This window comes from Mesorhizobium sp. SP-1A, assembly GCF_032460275.1.
GTDB lineage: Bacteria > Pseudomonadota > Alphaproteobacteria > Rhizobiales > Rhizobiaceae > Mesorhizobium.
On the sequence record NZ_JAVXZD010000004.1, the window covers coordinates 576,273 to 591,041 of the forward strand.

The 14,769-nt window shown below is 66.0% G+C and carries 14 protein-coding genes; 7 read left to right on the forward strand and 7 right to left on the reverse strand.

Annotated features, from left to right (window positions below):
- Nucleotides 1-8: 8 nt before the first annotated feature.
- Complete coding sequence (locus QU595_RS21140) at nt 9-1,958, reverse strand: PrkA family serine protein kinase (RefSeq protein ID WP_315925552.1); 1,950 nt, start codon at nt 1,956-1,958, stop codon at nt 9-11.
- 1,000 nt (nt 1,959-2,958) lie between these two features.
- Here QU595_RS21140 and QU595_RS21145 point away from each other — a divergent pair.
- Nucleotides 2,959-5,289 (forward strand): cation:proton antiporter, encoded by a 2,331-nt coding sequence (locus QU595_RS21145; protein WP_315925553.1) that lies wholly within the window; start codon nt 2,959-2,961, stop codon nt 5,287-5,289.
- Between the two features lie 9 nt (nt 5,290-5,298).
- On the opposite strand, the gene QU595_RS21150 is transcribed toward QU595_RS21145, so the two are convergent.
- Together QU595_RS21150 and QU595_RS21155 are read right to left on the reverse strand one after the other, a co-directional pair.
- Nucleotides 5,299-5,508: a hypothetical protein gene (locus QU595_RS21150; protein WP_315925555.1), complete on the reverse strand. Its 210-nt coding sequence runs from the start codon at nt 5,506-5,508 to the stop codon at nt 5,299-5,301.
- Nucleotides 5,509-5,572: 64 nt separating this feature from the next.
- Nucleotides 5,573-6,703, reverse strand: coding sequence for a LacI family DNA-binding transcriptional regulator (locus QU595_RS21155; RefSeq protein ID WP_315925557.1), 1,131 nt, complete (start codon nt 6,701-6,703; stop codon nt 5,573-5,575).
- Nucleotides 6,704-6,911: 208 nt separating this feature from the next.
- On the opposite strand from QU595_RS21155, the gene QU595_RS21160 reads away from it, so the two are divergent.
- The 4 genes from QU595_RS21160 to QU595_RS21175 all read left to right on the forward strand — a co-directional run bounded on the left by QU595_RS21160 (nt 6,912) and on the right by QU595_RS21175 (nt 11,514).
- Nucleotides 6,912-7,889 carry an ABC transporter substrate-binding protein gene (locus tag QU595_RS21160; protein ID WP_315925559.1) on the forward strand — a complete coding sequence of 326 codons (978 nt, stop codon included), beginning with the start codon at nt 6,912-6,914 and terminating at the stop codon, nt 7,887-7,889.
- A gap of 90 nt (nt 7,890-7,979) precedes the next feature.
- A complete protein-coding gene (locus QU595_RS21165) occupies nt 7,980-9,539 on the forward strand; it encodes a sugar ABC transporter ATP-binding protein (protein WP_410000547.1) in 1,560 nt (519 codons plus the stop codon).
- Nucleotides 9,540-9,544: 5 nt separating this feature from the next.
- Nucleotides 9,545-10,546: an ABC transporter permease gene (locus QU595_RS21170; protein ID WP_410000548.1), complete on the forward strand. Its 1,002-nt coding sequence runs from the start codon at nt 9,545-9,547 to the stop codon at nt 10,544-10,546.
- Nucleotides 10,546-11,514 (forward strand): ABC transporter permease, encoded by a 969-nt coding sequence (locus QU595_RS21175; RefSeq protein WP_315925728.1) that lies wholly within the window; start codon nt 10,546-10,548, stop codon nt 11,512-11,514. The genes QU595_RS21170 and QU595_RS21175 overlap by 1 nt, the downstream gene beginning before the upstream one ends.
- Nucleotides 11,515-11,534: 20 nt before the next feature.
- Here QU595_RS21175 and QU595_RS21180 read toward each other — a convergent pair whose 3' ends face one another.
- Nucleotides 11,535-11,963 carry an Rrf2 family transcriptional regulator gene (locus QU595_RS21180; protein WP_315925565.1) on the reverse strand — a complete coding sequence of 143 codons (429 nt, stop codon included), beginning with the start codon at nt 11,961-11,963 and terminating at the stop codon, nt 11,535-11,537.
- 110 nt (nt 11,964-12,073) lie between these two features.
- On the opposite strand from QU595_RS21180, the gene QU595_RS21185 reads away from it, so the two are divergent.
- Complete coding sequence (locus tag QU595_RS21185) at nt 12,074-12,307, forward strand: hypothetical protein (protein ID WP_315925567.1); 234 nt, start codon at nt 12,074-12,076, stop codon at nt 12,305-12,307.
- The gene (locus QU595_RS21190; RefSeq protein WP_315925569.1) at nt 12,295-12,627 is read left to right on the forward strand and encodes a DUF6522 family protein; all 333 of its coding nucleotides are present in this window, start codon (nt 12,295-12,297) and stop codon (nt 12,625-12,627) included. Before QU595_RS21185 ends, QU595_RS21190 begins: the two co-directional genes overlap by 13 nt.
- Here the strand turns inward: QU595_RS21190 and QU595_RS21195 are convergent.
- From QU595_RS21195 to QU595_RS21205, 3 genes are read right to left on the reverse strand one after another with little or no spacing between them, the layout of a single operon-like run.
- Entirely contained in the window at nt 12,624-13,403 is a 780-nt protein-coding gene (locus QU595_RS21195; RefSeq protein WP_315925572.1) for a hydroxymethylpyrimidine/phosphomethylpyrimidine kinase, read from the reverse strand. The two genes, QU595_RS21190 and QU595_RS21195, sit on opposite strands and share 4 nt — an antisense overlap.
- Nucleotides 13,394-13,999: a thiamine phosphate synthase gene (locus QU595_RS21200; protein WP_315925574.1), complete on the reverse strand. Its 606-nt coding sequence runs from the start codon at nt 13,997-13,999 to the stop codon at nt 13,394-13,396. Before QU595_RS21200 ends, QU595_RS21195 begins: the two co-directional genes overlap by 10 nt.
- Entirely contained in the window at nt 13,996-14,769 is a 774-nt protein-coding gene (locus tag QU595_RS21205; protein WP_315925576.1) for a thiazole synthase, read from the reverse strand. The genes QU595_RS21200 and QU595_RS21205 overlap by 4 nt, the downstream gene beginning before the upstream one ends.

The window sequence follows — 14,769 nt, forward strand, 5'->3', positions numbered from 1 at the left end:
GTCGGCCCTCAGCCCGCCTTGTTCACCCGCATGTACCAGTCCACGAGCCGGCGCACCTGCCGCTCGGTATAGCCGCGGTCCACCATGCGCTGGACGAATTCGGTGTGGCGCTTTTCCGTCACGCTGTCCTGCTTGGAGCCGAAGCTGATGACCGGCAGCAGGTCCTCGACCTGGCCGAACATGCGTTTCTCGATGACCTCACGCAGCTTCTCGTAGCTGGTCCAGGCCGGGTTGCGCCCGTTGTTGCGCGCGCGCGCCCGCAGCGTGAACTTCACCACCTCGTTGCGGAAGTCCTTCGGATTGGCGATGCCCGCCGGCTTCTCGATCTGCGACAGCTCGTTGTCGAGGATCTCGCGGTTGAGGATCTGGCCGGTGTCCGGGTCCTTGTAGTCCTGGTCCTCGATCCAGGCGTCCGCATAGGCGATGTAGCGGTCGAACAGGTTCTGGCCGTACTCGCTGTAGGATTCCAGATAGGCCTTCTGGATCTCGTGGCCGATGAACTCGGCATAGCGGGCGGCCAGCTCCGTCTTCACGAAATCGAGATAGGCGGCTTCCGTCTCCTTCGGGAACTGCTCGCGCTTGATCGCCTGCTCCAGGATGTACATCAGATGCACCGGATCGGCGGCGACCTCCTTGGTGTCGTAATTGAAGGTCTGCGACAGGATCTTGAAAGCGAAGCGCGTGGAAACGCCGGTCATGCCTTCGTCGACGCCGGCGGCGTCGCGATATTCCTGCACCGACTTGGCCTTGGGATCGGTCTCCTTCAGGTTTTCGCCGTCATAGACGCGCATCTTGGTGTAGAGCGGCGAGTTCTCGTGTTCGGCAAGCCGGGTCGACACGGTGAAGCGGCTGAGAATGTCGAGCACTTCCGGAGCGCAGGGGCTGTCGGCCAGTTCGCTCTCGCGCAGCAGCTTCTCGTAGATCTGCCGCTCCTCGGTGATGCGCAGGCAGTAGGGCACCTTGACCACCAGGATACGGTCGAGGAACGCCTCGTTGTTCTTGTTGTTCTTGAACTGCTGCCACTCGGATTCGTTGGAGTGTGCGACGATGATGCCCTGGTAAGGGAAGGCGCCGAAATTCTCGGTGCCGTTGTAGCTGCCTTCCTGCGTGGCGGTCAGCAAGGGGTGCAGCACCTTGATCGGGGCCTTGAACATCTCGACGAATTCGAGCAGCCCCTGCGTGGTCCTGTTCAGGCCGCCGCTGTAGGAATAGGCGTCCGGATCGGACTGGCTGTAGTTCTCCAGCTGCCGGATATCGACCTTGCCGACGAGGGTGGAGACATCCTGGTTGTTCTCGTCGCCGGGCTCGGTCTTGGCGATGCCGATCTGGCGCAGCCGCGAAGGCAGCAGCTTGACGACGGAAAACTTGGAGATGTCGCCGGCGAGCTCGTCCAGCCGCTTGCGCGCCCATGGCGATATGAGGCCGTTCAGCCGGCGCCGGGCGATGCCGTATTTGTCTTCCAGGAGCCCGGCCATGCGCTCGGGATCGAACAGGCCGAGCGGCGACTCGAAGACCGGGCTGATCTGGTCGCCGACCTTGAGCGTGTATATCGGATGCTGCTCCATCAGGCTCTTCAGCCGCTCAGCAAGCGAGGACTTGCCGCCGCCGACAGGCCCGAGCAGATAGAGGATCTGCTTGCGCTCCTCCAACCCTTGGGACGCATAGCGGAAATAGCCGGCTATGCGCTCCACCGTGTCTTCCATGCCGTAAAAGTCGGCAAAGGAGGAATAGAGCTTGATCGTCTTGTTGGCGAAGATCCGGCCCAGACGCTCGTCCTTGCTCGTATCGACCAATGTCGGCTCGCCGATCGCCGCCACCATGCGCTCCGGCGCGGAGGCGTACATCGACTTGTCTTCGCGGCAGGCAAGGAGATAGTGCTGGAGGCTCATCTCCTCCTGTGCGGCATTCTTGTAGATCTCTGAAAATAGATCAAAGACGTCTGATTCTTTCCCGTGCATGGCATCCTCGCACCGGGCGGGCCAAGTTGCCTGTCGCCCGTGTGACTTCAACTGTCGGCAAGCTGAGTGGTTCCCTCAAGGCAGACAAAGTTCCTGTGGCAATTTGTCGAAGCTTGCAGGGAGCGGATTGCAGCCTTCCAAAGCGCTGCCGCGCGGGCCCGGTCGATAGGCGCTGCCGCGTGATTTCAATGCTGATCGAGACGCGATCCGGCACATCTTCCACACCCCCCGGAACGTGACTGAATTCGGAGGAGATGTCCGGACGCCCACGCATTCGGCTTGGAGTCCAGACGGAAGACTGCAACTGGCAACCCATGAGCTTCCCCCATGAGAATCGCATCAGCATCATGAGAATCGCACATGTCGGATTGCTTTTCGAGCTTTAACTTAAGCACTCGCCTGCGCCATCAGTCGCAGGCGCACGCCCTTGTTTTGCGACAATTGGCGGGTAGACGCCGGCCATGTGCATGGAAGCCTACGTCGGAATGTCGAAGTGGGCCGGGAAAGCAGGCATGCTTCCCCGGAGCGGCAGTCCTTCATCTTGGATACGCATCCCTTCGCCGTGCCGCGGGTCTGCTCGCTTCCCGTCAGTCGCGGCCAATTCGCGTGGCGCAGAAGCCCGCACGATGGAGCAAGTCCGATGCGTTCAGGTTCCCGTCAATTCTGCAATTCCTGCCGGCGCTATCTGCCGCGCGCGGCGCAGCGCTGTCCGTGGTGCAGGAAAAGCCCGGCCGGTTCCGGGCCGGATGGCTCCGGTTCGGGCGGTTCCGATCCGGACGGTGGGCTGGCCCGGATTTAGCCAAAAGGCGAACGGCATCCAAATCGGCTCGGGGTCCTGTCTTTTGCCGTCCGCAAGCCCGGTTCCCTGGCATTGACCGCGCTTGAGCGGCAGGCATAGGTTGTGCCGTCCGGCCGGTGAAAAACCGAGGAGGCTTCGGTCGTTGCAACGCAATGCCGGCCCGGTCGTTATGGCAGGTGCCACGCGGCGGGTGACAGCTTCATGAGCTTTTCTTTCCTGCAACAACGGAACCGGTTCGGCGCGGCGGCTGCCCTTGCGGCGGCGGCGGCGCTCTATCCCGCGCTGGCCTGGGCCGCCGGCGGAGCGGGCGCCGGCGCGAGCGAGGGCGTTTTCATCGCCCAGCTGATCTGCCTGTTGCTGGCCGGGCGCGGCCTGGGCGAGTTATTGGAGCGCATGGGCCAGCCGGCCGTGATGGGGCAACTTATTGCAGGCATCCTGCTCGGTCCCAGCCTGTTCGGCTGGCTGTGGCCGTCGGCGCAGCACGCACTGTTCCCCAGTGTGCCCGAGCAGAAAAGCATGATCGATGCGGTTTCGCAGTTGGGCATCCTCATGCTGCTGCTGCTGACGGGCATGGAAACCGACCTGAAGCTGGTTCGCAAGGTGGGCGCGGCCTGTTTTTCCATATCCACTTCGGGCGTGGTCATCCCGTTCGCCCTGGGCTTCACCGCGGCGCAGTTCCTGCCCGATTCGCTGATGCCCGCGCAGAGCCACCGGGTCGTGGCCGGCCTGTTCCTCGGCACCGCGCTATCCATCTCGTCGGTCAAGATCGTGGCGATGGTGGTGCGCGAAATGGGCTTCATGCGCCGCAACCTGGGGCAGGTCATCGTCTCCTCCGCGATCATCGAGGACACGATCGGCTGGGTGATCATCGCGATCACGCTGGGTATCGCCAGCCAGGGCCGGCTGGAAATCACGCATTTGGCCGGCATCGTGCTCGGTGTCGGCGTTTTCATGCTGTTCAGCCTGACGCTCGGCCGGCGCATCGTGTTCGCGCTGATCCGCTGGACGAACGATACCTTCCGCAGCGAGTTCGCGGTCATCACGGTGATCCTCATCGTCATGGGCGTGATGGCGCTGATCACCAACTTCATCGGCGTGCACACCGTGCTCGGCGCCTTCGTGGCCGGCATATTGGTCGGCGAATCCCCGATCCTCTCCGACCATATCGAAGGCCAGTTGCGGGGCATCATCACGGCGCTGTTCATGCCGGTGTTCTTCGGCATGGCCGGGCTGTCCGCCGACCTGACGGTGCTCGTCGATCCGACATTGGCTCTCCTCACCGCGGGCCTGGTCCTGATCGCCAGCCTGGGCAAGTTCAGCGGTGCTTTCCTGGGCGCCGAGATTGCCGGCCTTACGCGCAGCGAGGGCGTGGCGGTCGGCTGCGGCATGAACGCGCGCGGCTCGACGGAAGTGATCGTCGCGACGATCGGCCTGTCGATGAACGTTTTGTCGCACACCCTCTATACGATGGTCGTGACCATGGCCGTCATCACCACGCTGGCGATGCCGCCGACGCTGCGCTGGGCGCTGCGCCGACTGCCGCTGAAAAGCGAGGAAAAAGAACGCCTCGAACGCGAGGAGATGGATATGCGCGGCTTCGTCGCGCGGCTCCAGAGGCTTCTCGTCGTCGTGGACGACAGCGTCACCGGCAAGTTCGCCTCCTATCTGGCGGGGCTGATCGGCGGCGGCGGCGGAATGCCGACAACCGTGCTGCACGTCCCCAGCGAACGCACGGAGCAGGAGCCGGGGAGCGCCGGAACCCAGTTGGAGGAAGTCAAGCGAGGGGCCAAGGCCAGCGCCGAGGCGGTGGAAAAGAAGGAAGACGCGAAGGTCGAGAAGGTCCACCTGACCTCCCGCAGCGACGGTCCGGTATCGGGCCGCACCGTCGCCCAGGAGGCGCGCAAGGGCTACGATCTCCTCATTCTGGGGCTGGCGCGATCGGTGACCGCCAAGGGCGGCTTCTCCAAGCGGCTCAACGAACTCGCGGCCGGCTTCGACGGCCCGCTTTGCCTCGTCCTCAAGGCCACGCGCAGCCGGATCTCGGAACTGGGACCGGATTCCACGATCCTGGTGCCCGTGAACGGCACCGAGATCTCCCGGCGCGGAGCCGAGCTGGCGCTGGCGATCGGACGGACCGAGCGCTCCCGCGTGCGGGTTCTTTATGTGTCGCGCAATGCCGAACAGCGCCGCTCGGAGACGCTTTCCCACCGCCGCGAGGAGGCGGTGCTGAAGGATATCGTGCAGCTTGCCGAGCGTTACGGCGTGGAAATCGAGACGTCGGTTCGTGCCAGGGGCGCTCCCGGCGATGCGATCTACCGGCAATCGGCCAAGGATGTTTCGGTGATCGTCATGGGCGTGGCGCGGCGGTCGGGAGAGGAACTGCTGTTCGGGGAAACGGCGACCAGCGTGCTGGAGAAAAGCAGCCGTCCCGTCATCCTGCTGTCCGACGAGCTGGTGCGGCGCAGCGAGGCCGAGCAGGAAGTCCGGCGATCCCGCGAATCCAGCGATGCGGAGCAGGCGGCGGAGGAGTGACGGCCGCGATCAGAGCGCGCGGATCACCTTGCGTTCGTTCCGGCACAGGTCGCATTTGCCCTGCCAGCGGCGGAAATCGGAGGTCGTTCCGAGCGCGGCCGTGATCTGGGTGGCGTGAGCGTGCGTCGTCAGCCCGACACCCTCCACGATGCAATTGTCGCAGACAGCCTTGCCCGCATTCTCAGTGATGAAGGCGTTGACGCGCTCAGCCACCAGCATAGGTCCCCTCCCCAGAGTTCCGGCATAAAGGAAGCACCAAGATCGGGCCCGATCAAGGCACCCTTCATTGATCCAGCAACGCCTGGCGCGGCGGCGCCACCGACTCGCGGCTGACCAGCGGGCATTCGAGCTTGATGATCGGGTGGCGCTTCCTGGAGGCGTCGGGCGCGCTTTCCATCAGTTCGAGCTGTTCCACCGCCCATTGTCCCATCGCCCGATGCGGCAGCACGGAGGTGGTCAGCTTGGGATGCAGATGCCGCGAAATTTCCTCGTCGTCATAGCCGACCACCGAAATGTCCTCGGGAATGCGCAGTCCCGCTTCCTTCAGAGCCTCGTAGCAACCGATCGCCGTACGGTCGTTCTGGCAGAATATCGCCGTCGGGGGCTCCTTCAGTGCGAGCAATTGCCGGGTGCCGTGGAAGCCTGCGCTGGCCGACCAGTCGCCCGGCACCACCAGTTCCGGGTCGAAGGGGATGTCTGCGGTGGCCAGCGCGCGCCTGTAGCCCTGCAGGCGGTCCTGCGCAGCGTCCATCCAGGGCTCGCCGAGGATGGTGCCGATGCGGCGGTGGCCGTGCTCGATGAGATGGCGGGTCGCCTTCTGGCCGCCGGCGATCTCGCTCGGCACCACGGCCGGGAAGGCATGGTCGGCGGTGTAGCAATTGAGCAGGATGACCGGCCGGTCCAGCTCGTAGAGGATTTGCGGCGCCGCGATCTCGCGGGTGAAGATGGCCATGTAGATCAGCGCGTCGATGCCCTGCGCGGTCAGGGCGCGGATGGTGCGCGGCTCCATCACCGGATCGGACATGGTCTGCGCCACCAGCACGATGTTGCCGGCGCCCCAGGCGGCCTGGCGCGCACCTTCGATGGCGACCACCGCCTCGGGGCTGGTGGCGAGCTGGTCGACGGCGAAACCGATCAGCCCGTCCGTTCCGAGCGCGCGCTGCGGCTGCTGGTGGGCGAGGGCGGCCGGCGCATAGCCGAGCGCGCGCGCGACCTCGATGACGCGGTCGCGCGTGGCCTGCGAAATCTTGATGCCCTCGGTGCGGTTCAGCACGAAGGAGACGGTGGCCTGCGAGCAGCCGGCCTCGCGGGCGATGTCGGTCATGGTGATGCGCCGGGTGATGTTGCGGCCGCCCCCGTCCACGCCGCGCGCGCTGCGCCGTTTCGCGGTCTTGGGGGCTGCGGTCTCGTCCATTCCTGTCACCGTACCCGTGCTCTGTTCCTGGCAACTGCCGGCGCTCCAAATCGCATCTTCGGCGCCATATTGCCAGCGCGCTTCGCGACCGCAGGATCCGGCAGCTAATAATTATAACTAATAGTTGACTAAACTCGATCCTTGGTCAAGGATGAAAGGGTGCGGGAACGCACCGTGGCTGACATCGCGTACTCTGGGAGGAGACACCATGATTACACGTCGCAATCTGCTTATCGGTTCGGCCGCCGGTGCGGCCGCGGCCGTGCTGGCTTCCCGCGCCTTTGCCGAACTGCCGCCGCTGGCCAAGAAGGACAAATACAAGGTCGGCTTCGCGCAGACCGAGAGCAACAACCCCTGGCGGCTGGCCGAAACCAAGAGCATGCAGGATGAGGCCAAGCGCCTCGGCCACCAGCTCATCTATACGGACGCCGCTTCGTCGGCCGCCAAGCAAGCTTCGGACGTCAACTCGATGATCGCGCAGGGCGTGGACGCCATCTTCCTGCCGCCACGCGAGGACAAGCCGCTGGTGCCGGTCATCCTCGCTGCCAAGGCGGCGGGCATCCCGGTGTTCCTGATCGACCGCGACGTCGACCACACCATGGCCAAGCCCGGCGAGGATTACGTCACCTTCATCGGCTCCGACTTCATCGAGGAGGCGACGCGCATCGGCGAGTGGCTGGTCAAGAACGCCAACGGCAAGTCCAAGATCATCGAGCTGGAAGGCACCACCGGCGCCTCAGCCGCGCGCGACCGCAAGAAGGGCTTCGACGATTTCATCGCCAAGCATCCGGATTTCAAGATCGTCGCTTCGCAGGACGGCGACTTCACCCGCGACAAGGGCCGGCAGGTGGCCGAGACGCTGTTGCAGGCGCATCCGGACGCCGACATCATCTATGCGCACAATGACGAGATGGCGCTGGGCGCGATCGCGGCGCTCGAAGCGGCCGGCAAGGTTGCCGGCAAGGACGTGCTGATCGTCTCCATCGACGGCGAGAAGGACGGCGTCCAGGCCATCATCGACGGCAAGATCGGCGCGATCTGCGGCTGTAGCCCGCTGTTCGGGCCGAAGTCGTTCGCCACGCTTGCCGATTATGCCGCCGGCAAGAAGATCGCGCCTTTCATCAAGAACGAGGACCATTTCTTCGACGCCGGCAATGCGAAGAAGGACTTCGCCCTCGCCTTCTGAGCGGCTAGGATGCGCGTCCGGCCTGCTGCTGACGGGTCGGGTGCGCGGAGCCTTCGCATGAGTTCCGAACGGGAATCCGCCATGGACCGGATGCTGCTCCAAATGCGCGGCGTGACCAAGCATTTCGCCGGCACGGTGGCGCTGGCGGATGCCTCGCTTGCCGTGCGGCCGGGCGAGGTGCACGCGCTGATCGGCCAGAACGGCGCCGGCAAGTCCACGCTCATCAAGGTGCTGACCGGCTATTACCGCAAGGACGGCGGCGAGGTCTCGTTCGAAGGGCGTCCCTTCGAGGTCGGCTCGCCGCATCAGGCGCAGGCCAGCGGCATCAGCACGATCTATCAGGAGATCAACCTCGTCCCGCTGCGCTCGGTGACCGAGAACATATGCCTGGGGCGGGAAAAGCGCCGCTACGGACTGCTTGACTGGAAGGCCATGCACGAGGAGGCCGAGCGGCTGCTGAGCCGCTTCTCCATCCGCATCGACGTGCGCCGCCCGCTCGGCGACTTCAACACCGCCACCCAGCAGATGGTGGCGATCGCCCGCGCCACAGGCTTCTTGGCGCGGCTGGTGATCATGGACGAACCGACCTCCTCGCTGGACGAGCGCGAGGTGGCGGTGCTGTTCGGCGTGATCCGGCAACTGAAGCGGGAGGGCGTTTCGGTCGTCTTCGTCAGCCACAAGCTGGACGAGCTCTACGAGGTGTGCGACCGCGTCACCATCATGCGCGACGGACGCACCGTGCGCAGCGCCGACATCAAGGACATCGACAAGCTCGAACTGGTCTCGGCCATGCTCGGGCGCAGCGTCGCCTCCGTCGAGGGGCACGCCACGGCCTTCGGCGCGCGCGACCGCTCGAAGATCGGGGAGGTGATCTTCTCCGCCAAAGGCCTTGCCGCCGGCGAGGCGGTGCGGGACGTTTCCTTCGGCGTGCGGCGTGGTGAGATCGCGGGCCTGGCCGGACTGCTGGGCGCCGGCCGCACCGAAACGGCCCGGCTCGTCTTCGGCGTCGAGCGGCCGCGTGCCGGCGACATGACCGACGCGGGCAGGCCCTACCGCCCGAACGCCCCGGCCGACGCCATCGCCGCCGGCATGGGTTTCTGCACCGAGGACCGCAAGGCCGAGGGCATCGTGCCGGAAATGAGCGTGGCGGAAAACCTGACGCTGGCGCTGCTGCCGAAGATGACGCGCAACGGCGTTGTCGACGAAGTCCGCCAGCAGCGGGTGGTCGAGCGCTTCGTCAGGGAACTCGGCATCAAATGCGCGGGACCGGACCAGAAGGTGCGCGAGCTTTCCGGCGGCAACCAGCAGAAGGTGCTGCTGGCGCGCTGGCTGGCGACCGATCCGCGGCTGCTCATCCTCGACGAGCCGACGCGCGGCATCGATGTCGGCGCCAAGGCCGAGATCCAGCGCCTCATCCGCCAGTTTGCCGACGAGGGGCTCGGCGTGCTGATGATCTCGTCCGAACTGGAGGAGATCGTGGAAGGGGCGGACCGCATCTTCGTGCTGCGCGAGGGCGTGCGCGTCGCCGAGCTGGAAGGCGAGGCGGCCACGGAGGCCGAGGTGCTCGCCGCCATGGCGCACGGCGCCGGCGGCAGCCCTGCGCGGCCCGGCCCGGATGATCCCGGCGCTGCGGCGGAGAGCGGCGCATGAGCGAGATGGCCCGTTCCGGTGCGGCCTCGCAACGCGCGCCGGTGCGCGGCTTCGACCTGTTCGGCTTCCTGTCGCGCTACGGCACGCTGATCGCGCTGGCGCTGCTGATCGCCTTCAACCTTGCCTTCACCCGCAACTTCGCGACCCTGCAGACCCTGAACGTCAATCTCACGCAGGTCTGCACCATCGTCATGGTGGCCATCGGCATGACCTATGTCATCGCCACGGGCGGCATCGACCTGTCGGTGGGCTCGCTGATGGCGATTTCGGGAGCGCTGGCGCCGATGATCTTCATGGGCCAGATCGTCGCCTTTCCCAACATCTATCTCGCCGTCGCCGTGGCGATGGTCGTCTCGGTGCTGGTGGCGGGGCTGCTCGGCCTGTTCAACGGCTGGCTGGTGGCCCGTTTCCGCATCCAGCCGATCGTGGCGACGCTGGTGCTGTTCATCGCCGGGCGCGGCATCGCGCAGGTGCTGACCAACGGCAATCTCCAGACCTTCCGCGTGCCGGAATTCCAATGGATCGGCCTGGCGCGGCCGTTCGGCATCCCCGCGCAGGTCGTCATCATGGTGGCGATGGTTGTCGCAGCCGCCTGGGCGCTGCGCAAGACGGCTTTCGGCCGGCGGGTGCTGGCGGTCGGCGGTAACGAGAAGGCGGCCGAGCTGGCGGGCATCCCGGTGACCGGGATCAAGCTCGCTGTCTACGCCATCTCCGGGTTGTGCGCGGGGCTGGCCGGGCTGGTGGTCATCGCCATCAATTCCTCCAGCGACGCCAATCTCGTGGGCCTCAACATGGAACTGGACGCCATCGCGGCGGTCGCCGTCGGCGGTACGCTGCTCAGCGGCGGCAAGGCCACCATCGTCGGCACCTTCCTCGGCGCGCTGACGATCCAGCTGGTGCGCTACACTCTGCTGGCAAACGGGGTGCCCGACGCGGCGGCGCAGGTCGTCAAGGCCGCGATCATCGCGCTCGCCGTCTGGCTCCAGCAGCAGAACAGGGCGGCATGATGCAGAGGGCCCGTCTCGTCCGCATGATCGGCACCTACGGCGTCATCGTGGCGCTGGCGGCCCTGGTGCTGTTCGGCTTCCTGCGCTACGACCGGTTCCTCTCCCTGTTCAACGTGATGAGCGTGCTGCGCTACAATTCCATGTTCGCGCTGGTCGCGCTCGGCATGTGCTTCGTCATCATGACCGGCGGCATCGACCTTTCCGTCGGCTCCGTCGCGGCATTGGGGTCCGTGGCGGCGGCGCTGGCCAGCCCCTATGGCTGGGCGCCGGGGCTTGCCGCAGGGGTGGGGGCGGGCCTCGCCGCCGGCCTCGTCAACGCGCTGCTGGTGACGCGTGCCGGGATGATGCCCTTCATCGCCACTTTGGCCAGCATGCTGGCGGCGCGCGGCGTGGCGCTGCTCCTGGCCGGAAACGGCACGGTCGCGGTTTCCTACGACAGCGGCTTCACTTCGATTGGGCAGGGGAGCCTGTGGGTGCTGCCGATCCCGGCGCTGATCGCGGTGGCGGCCTATATCGCCGGGTCCGTGGTGCTGAACTGGACGAGCACCGGGCGCGCGGTGCTGGCCGTCGGCGGCGGCGAGGACGCCTCGCGGCTGATGGGCCTGCGCACCGAGCGCATCAAGTTCATCGTCTACCTGGCCAGCGGCGGACTTGCGGGACTTGCCGGCGTGATCCTCGCCTCGCAATTCGGCGCCGGGCAGCCTATCGAAGGCGTGGGGTGGGAACTCTTCGCCATCGCCGCCGTGGTCGTGGGCGGCACCTTGCTGACCGGCGGTTCCGGCTCGGTCGGCACGACCCTTGCCGGCGTGCTGCTGCTCGGCATCCTGTTCAACGTGTTGAACTTCGAGAACGGCATGGGCTGGATTTCGCTGTCGGCCTACTGGCAGTCCGTGATCCGCGGCCTGTTCTTGCTTGCGGTGGTGCTGTTGCAGGCGAAGCTTGCGGGGCGGCGGTTGTCCGACGCCTGAGCGGCTTGCCGGTTTTGCGTCTACGCCGCCGGCTTGATGCCGAAATCCTCCGGGCTGAGCAGCAGATCCGCGAGCGTGTAACGGTCCAGCGTTGCTATGAAGGCGGCGACGGCCTCGCCCAGCAGACCGCGCAACCGGCAGCGCGCCGTGAGCAAGCAGCCATTGCCGGTCCGGAAACACTCGACGAGGGCGAAGTCCGGTTCGGTCACGCGCAGCACCTCGCCGAGGCCGATCTGCTCCGCGGGCCGCGCCAGGGTCAGGCCGCCCGACCTGCCGCGCACCGCTTTCAGGAAGCCGGCGCGGGTAAGCTGGTTTGCGACCTTCATCAGATGCGCCTTCGAGATGCCGTAGATATCGGCGGTTTCCTCGATGGTGATGAGCCGGTCGCTCCGGTTCGCCGCATACATCAGTAGCCGCAGTGAATAGTCAGAGAAATCGGTCAGACGCATCGGGAATCCTTCGGCCGCACGCGCGCCGTTGCGTGGAAAGATGCCTTCCGGGTGTATCTTTTTCAAGCCCGCGTGGCTTCCAATAAGGATCGATAAAAGATATATACTGAATGCATCTTTTTACACGCACCGCTGGACCAGTACGCGCCATGGCACGGATGCACGGAAAATCGGCCGATACCGAGGAGAATGGCAAGATGGACGAGACCGGACAGGCCAAGCGACAGGCGACGCAGATTGCCGTCCAATCCGCCGAGGCGCAGGACAGCACGCTCGTGCCGATGCTGATCGGAGGGCTGGTGCTGATCGTTATCGGCATGGTCTGCATCGCATGGCTGGTGTGAGCGAGCCCGCCGCACAGGCCGACGGCAGATCCGACCGCGTCGAGCTGGATGCGGGCGCGCTGGTGGTGGATGCACGGCTGCTGGGCGAGTTGCTCGGCCTCCGGCCTGCGGACGTGGCGGGACTGCTGAAAACCCAGGCGATAACGTCGCTGTGCGAGCGCGGCGTCGACGAGCATGAGGGCGAATATCGCCTGACCTTTTTTCACGGCAACCGCCGGGCGCGCCTGACCGTCGATTTGCAAGGCAAGGTGCTGCGGCGTTCAACGATCGATTTCGGCGACAAGACGTTGCCGCGGCAATTGCACCGGGCAGGGGGCTAGCGCCGTCCGGGGCGGATCGGCTTCGACCGCGCGGCGAGTTTATCGAACACATATTGCTTGGCGCGGCCGATGCTTTGCTCCATCGGCTCGCCGCGCGCCATCAAGGCGGCTACGGCACTGGCAAGCATGCAGCCTGTGCCGCGCATTTGCCCGTCCAGCCGGAGCGCCTCGAAGCTGACGGGCGCGCAACCCGACCGCAGGAGAAGATCGGTCGCTTGCGGTCCGGATGCATGGCCGCCTTTCACCAGCACGGCTTGTGCGCCGCCTTCCATGAGCCTGCGGGCCTGTGCCAGCGACATGGCTTCGTCCGCCGCCGGCGTGTCGGCGGCCAGGATCGCCAACTCGTCCAGGTTCGGCGTGACCAAGGCGCAGAGCGGCATGAGTTCGCGCCGCAGCGCCGATATGGCGGCGACCGGCAGCAACGGCCGACCGGAAGTGGCGGCGAGCACCGGATCGAGGATTACCGGGATGCCCTCATGTTCCTTCAGCACGCCGGCTACGGCGGCTATGGCGTCGGCGCCGCCCAGCATGCCGATCTTGATCGCGCCGACGCGGTTGGCGGTCAGCGCGGCCCGCATCTGGGCTGCAACAAGGTCCGGAAACATCGGTTCGACATGCGAGACGCCTTCATGGGTCTGCACCGTCACCGCCGTGACGGCAAGACAGGCGCGCAGCCCGAAGGCCGAGACGGTCTCGATATCGCGGGCAATGCCGGCGCCGCCGGAGGAATCCGAACCGGCGACGATCAGCACATGCGGTTCATCGGTCATCGCCATCGCGCGGTGCGCCCGATCCATTCGCGGGTGCGGGCTTCCGGATCGGGACTGAGCGTGATGTCGGTGACCACCGCCGCGCTGTCCGCGCCGGCCGTGAAGACGCCTTCGAGCCGTTCGGGATTGAGCCCGCCGATGGCGACCAGCGGCAGGAAAGCCGCGCGGCGTTTCCATTCGCCGACGCGTTCCAGTCCCTGCGGCGCCCATTTCATCTTCTTCAGGATGGTCGGGTAGACAGGACCGAGCGCCATATAGTCGGGCTTGGCCGCAAGCGCGATTTCCAGTTCGGCATGGTCGTGCGTGCTGAGGCCGAGCTTCAGCCCGGCCCGTTTTATGGCGGCGAGGTCGGCGGCGGCAAGGTCTTCCTGACCCAGATGCACGAAGTCGCAGCCTTCCTCGATGGCAAGCCGCCAGTGGTCGTTGACGATCAGCTGGCAGCCATAATGGGCGCAGGTGGCCTTGGCCGCACGGATTTCCGCGCGTAGCTCCGTGTCCTGCATCTGCTTGATGCGCAATTGCACCAGCCTGACGCCCAGCGGCACCAGCCGCCTGACCCAGGCCGCGCTGTCCACGATGAGATAGAACGGATCGAGCTTCACGAGAATACGGCCTTGCCGATCACCGGCGTGGAGGGCACCGCCATGTCGCGCGGCTCCAGCATGCCGGCAAGCCAGGCGGCCCGGCCTGCTTCTACCGCCCCGGCGAAGGCGGCGGCCATCGCCGCCGGATCGCCGGCCTTGGCGACAGCGGTGTTGAGCAGCACGGCATCGAAGCCGAGTTCCATGACGGTCGCGGCGTGGGACGGGCGGCCGAGACCGGCATCGACGACCAGCGGCACATCCGGGAAATGGCCGCGCAAGGTGCGCAGCGCATCGGGATTCAGCGGCCCCTTGGCCGAGCCGATCGGCGCGCACCAGGGCATCAGCACCTCGCAGCCGGCGTCCAGCAGCCTCTCGGCCACGACGAGATCGTCCGTGGTGTAGGGAAACACCGCGAAGCCCTCGCGGGCCAGCGTACGGGCCGCCTCCACCAGTTCGAACACGTCGGGTTGCAGCGTGTCGTGATTGCCGATCACTTCCAGCTTGATCCAATTGGTGCCGAACACGTCCCGCGCCATCATGGCCGTGGTGACGGCCTCCCTGGCGGTGTGGCAGCCGGCGGTGTTGGGCAGAACCGCGACGCCGAGCGAGCGGATCAGCTCCCAGAACCGGCCGCCGTCCTTGCCGCCGGCGGCCTCGCGCCGCAGCGAGACCGTCACGAGGGCGGTGCCGGACGCCTTCACCGCTTCGGCCAATATGGCTGGCGAGGGATATTGCGCGGTGCCGAGCAGCAGGCGCGAGGAAAGCTGCTTTCCGTAGAGCGAAAGCAT

What these genes read in the sequence shown, in the direction of transcription:
- QU595_RS21140 (WP_315925552.1), bottom strand. Translation starts at nt 1,958, where the DNA reads ATGCACGGGAAAGAATCAGACGTCTTTGATCTATTTTCAGAGATCTAC.
- QU595_RS21145 (WP_315925553.1), top strand. Translation starts at nt 2,959, where the DNA reads ATGAGCTTTTCTTTCCTGCAACAACGGAACCGGTTCGGCGCGGCGGCT.
- QU595_RS21150 (WP_315925555.1), bottom strand. Translation starts at nt 5,508, where the DNA reads ATGCTGGTGGCTGAGCGCGTCAACGCCTTCATCACTGAGAATGCGGGC.
- QU595_RS21155 (WP_315925557.1), bottom strand. Translation starts at nt 6,703, where the DNA reads ATGGACGAGACCGCAGCCCCCAAGACCGCGAAACGGCGCAGCGCGCGC.
- QU595_RS21160 (WP_315925559.1), top strand. Translation starts at nt 6,912, where the DNA reads ATGATTACACGTCGCAATCTGCTTATCGGTTCGGCCGCCGGTGCGGCC.
- QU595_RS21165 (WP_410000547.1), top strand. Translation starts at nt 7,980, where the DNA reads ATGCTGCTCCAAATGCGCGGCGTGACCAAGCATTTCGCCGGCACGGTG.
- QU595_RS21170 (WP_410000548.1), top strand. Translation starts at nt 9,545, where the DNA reads ATGGCCCGTTCCGGTGCGGCCTCGCAACGCGCGCCGGTGCGCGGCTTC.
- QU595_RS21175 (WP_315925728.1), top strand. Translation starts at nt 10,546, where the DNA reads ATGCAGAGGGCCCGTCTCGTCCGCATGATCGGCACCTACGGCGTCATC.
- QU595_RS21180 (WP_315925565.1), bottom strand. Translation starts at nt 11,963, where the DNA reads ATGCGTCTGACCGATTTCTCTGACTATTCACTGCGGCTACTGATGTAT.
- QU595_RS21185 (WP_315925567.1), top strand. Translation starts at nt 12,074, where the DNA reads ATGCATCTTTTTACACGCACCGCTGGACCAGTACGCGCCATGGCACGG.
- QU595_RS21190 (WP_315925569.1), top strand. Translation starts at nt 12,295, where the DNA reads ATGGCTGGTGTGAGCGAGCCCGCCGCACAGGCCGACGGCAGATCCGAC.
- QU595_RS21195 (WP_315925572.1), bottom strand. Translation starts at nt 13,403, where the DNA reads ATGGCGATGACCGATGAACCGCATGTGCTGATCGTCGCCGGTTCGGAT.
- QU595_RS21205 (WP_315925576.1), bottom strand. Translation starts at nt 14,769, where the DNA reads ATGCTTTCGCTCTACGGAAAGCAGCTTTCCTCGCGCCTGCTGCTCGGC.